Source organism: Pseudomonas sp. AKS31, assembly GCF_023634765.1.
Lineage (GTDB): Bacteria > Pseudomonadota > Gammaproteobacteria > Pseudomonadales > Pseudomonadaceae > Aquipseudomonas.
The window spans coordinates 1-409 of the sequence record NZ_JAMLFX010000041.1 but is presented as its reverse complement, the minus strand read 5'-3'; the positions used below and the strand labels follow the sequence as shown (position 1 = coordinate 409).

1 protein-coding gene is annotated in these 409 nt (G+C 60.9%); it reads right to left on the bottom strand.

Going from position 1 to position 409, the window contains the following annotated elements; genetic code table 11:
* The coding region (locus tag M9827_RS27625; protein WP_250608394.1) for a hypothetical protein at positions 1–321 on the bottom strand (321 nt) is incomplete at its 3' end.
* Positions 322–409: the final 88 nt, after the last annotated feature.

Below are 409 nucleotides of genomic sequence, written 5' to 3'. Positions count from 1 at the left end.
CCTGACGGAATAGGACACCGCAAACTCGCCATCGACCATGTGCCGGGGAGGCACGAACATGCGCAGTTGCGTCTTGACTTCGTCCTTGTTGACGGTCTCCACCCAGACGTTCTGCCCGGTGCCCCAAAAGACCGTCAACCTGTCGCCTTCGGCCATGTTGCCCCACGGCCCCGCCTGGCAAAGCAGGCCATGAAGCGGAAAGTTGTCCAGCGCCGCGGCGATGTTGATGCCCCAGACATCGGGATTCGTCGACACCGGGTCTTTGCTGCGACCGGGGATGCCGAGTTCTTCGAGGAGCATAGGTTCGATGGGGTTGGACATGGCGAGGACTCCGTGGCGGGAAGATGACGGAGTGATTGAACGGCTAAACGGCAGAATGCGCACCTGTCAGATCTGACAGGTGCGTAGG